The sequence below is a fragment of the Candidatus Glomeribacter gigasporarum BEG34 genome (genome assembly GCF_000227585.1).
Classification (GTDB): domain Bacteria; phylum Pseudomonadota; class Gammaproteobacteria; order Burkholderiales; family Burkholderiaceae; genus Glomeribacter; species Glomeribacter gigasporarum_B.
Genome location: NZ_CAFB01000119.1, coordinates 1 through 1,654, shown reverse-complemented (window position 1 = coordinate 1,654; position 1,654 = coordinate 1). Strand labels below are relative to the sequence as shown.

The 1,654-nt window shown below is 57.3% G+C and carries 2 protein-coding genes; one reads left to right on the top strand and one right to left on the bottom strand.

What is annotated here, in order from left to right:
* The coding region (locus CAGGBEG34_RS09385; protein ID WP_042688537.1) for a KpsF/GutQ family sugar-phosphate isomerase at nucleotides 1–703 on the bottom strand (703 nt) is incomplete at its 3' end.
* 83 nt (nucleotides 704–786) lie between these two features.
* Here CAGGBEG34_RS09385 and CAGGBEG34_RS09380 point away from each other — a divergent pair.
* Nucleotides 787–1,654 (top strand): glutamate--tRNA ligase family protein (locus CAGGBEG34_RS09380; RefSeq protein ID WP_042688536.1); only part of this gene is annotated, 868 nt, incomplete at its 3' end.

Here is a 1,654-nt window from a genome sequence, read left to right as displayed (position 1 = left end):
CGGTCATTTCAAACAGGGCCTCAAAGACGGTTGAATGCAGGTTCACGCGCGGCAATCGCGCGCCCGTGTGCATCACGTCGCGCACATAGATCAACAGCCGGCGGCCCAGCGCGCCGCCTGGATGCGAATGGGCAAAATCCTCGGCGCTAAAGCCGCGCGCGTCGAAGACCGCGACCGCAAGCGCATCTCCGAGCGCAAGCGCTGCGGCTGTGCTTGCGGTGGGCGCAAGATTCAGCGGACACGCTTCTTTCTCAACGCGGATATCCAGATGCACATCGGCCAGTTTGGACAAATTCGATTCGGGCCGACCAGTCATCGCAATCAGGCGCGCGCCAAGCCGTTTCACGCGCGGGATGATATTTAGCAATTCTTCTGTCTCGCCGGAATTGGACAATATAAGGACCACATCATGCGCGCCAATCATGCCGAGATCGCCATGTCCCGCCTCGGCGGGATGCACAAAAAACGCGGGCGTACCCGTGCTCGCCAACGTTGCGGCGAGTTTGCGCGCAATATGGCCGGATTTGCCGATGCCGGACACGACCGCCTTGCCGACGCAGCCGAGCAGCAATTCAACCGCATCGACAAAGTTCTGACCCAAGCGCTGCGCAAGCGCGCACACCGCGGACGCTTCCGTTTCAATGACCTGACGCGCCAGTTCCAGCGCTCTGCCTGAATCGATGTGAGAAGGCTGTGCAATCATTTTTTGAGTATAGCAAAAGCCACTTGAAACGCCTGTTTCAGTACAATTTCCGGTTTTCCAGCCTCTCTCTATCGATGTGTCCCATGCGCGATATTTCCTCTGAAGGACCAACCACGGCCAATTTCATTCGCACCATTGTCGAGCGCGACCGGCGCTCTGGCAAATGGGGCGAGCGTATTGCAACGCGCTTTCCGCCTGAGCCCAATGGTTATCTGCACATCGGGCATGCCAAAAGCATCTGCCTGAATTTTGGGATTGCGCGCGACTATGGCGGCGCGTGTCATTTGCGTCTGGACGACACCAACCCGGAAAAGGAAAGCGCGGAATATGTGGCTGCAATCATCGATGCGGTGCGCTGGCTGGGGTTCTCCTGGCATCAGGCGGGGATTGAACATTTGTATTACGCGAGCGATTACTACGAGACGCTTTACCGCTGCGCCGAAATTCTGGTCGAGCGCGGCCATGCTTATGTAGACAGTCAATCGCCTGAAGCCATTCGCGCGAACCGCGGCACATTGACCGAGCCGGGTATCGCTTCCCCCTATCGAACCCGCGCGCCGGAAGAGAATCTTGCGCTATTGCGCCGGATGCGCGCGGGCGAATTCAGGGAAGGCGAGCATGTGTTGCGCGCAAAAATCGATATGGCCTCGCCAAACCTGAATCTGCGCGATCCGGTGCTGTACCGGATTCGGTATGCCCATCATTATCGAACCAGCGAGGCGTGGTGCATTTATCCGATGTACGACTACTCGCATTGCATTTCGGACGCACTGGAACACATCACCCATTCTCTGTGCACGCTTGAATTTGAAGATCATCGTCCACTGTACGATTGGATTCTGGAGTCGCTCGCCGACGCCGGCGTTTTTAAACGGCCGCTGCCGCAACAAATTGAATTTGCGCGTCTGAATTTAAGCCACACGGTGATGAGCAAGCGCAAACTGGCGCAAC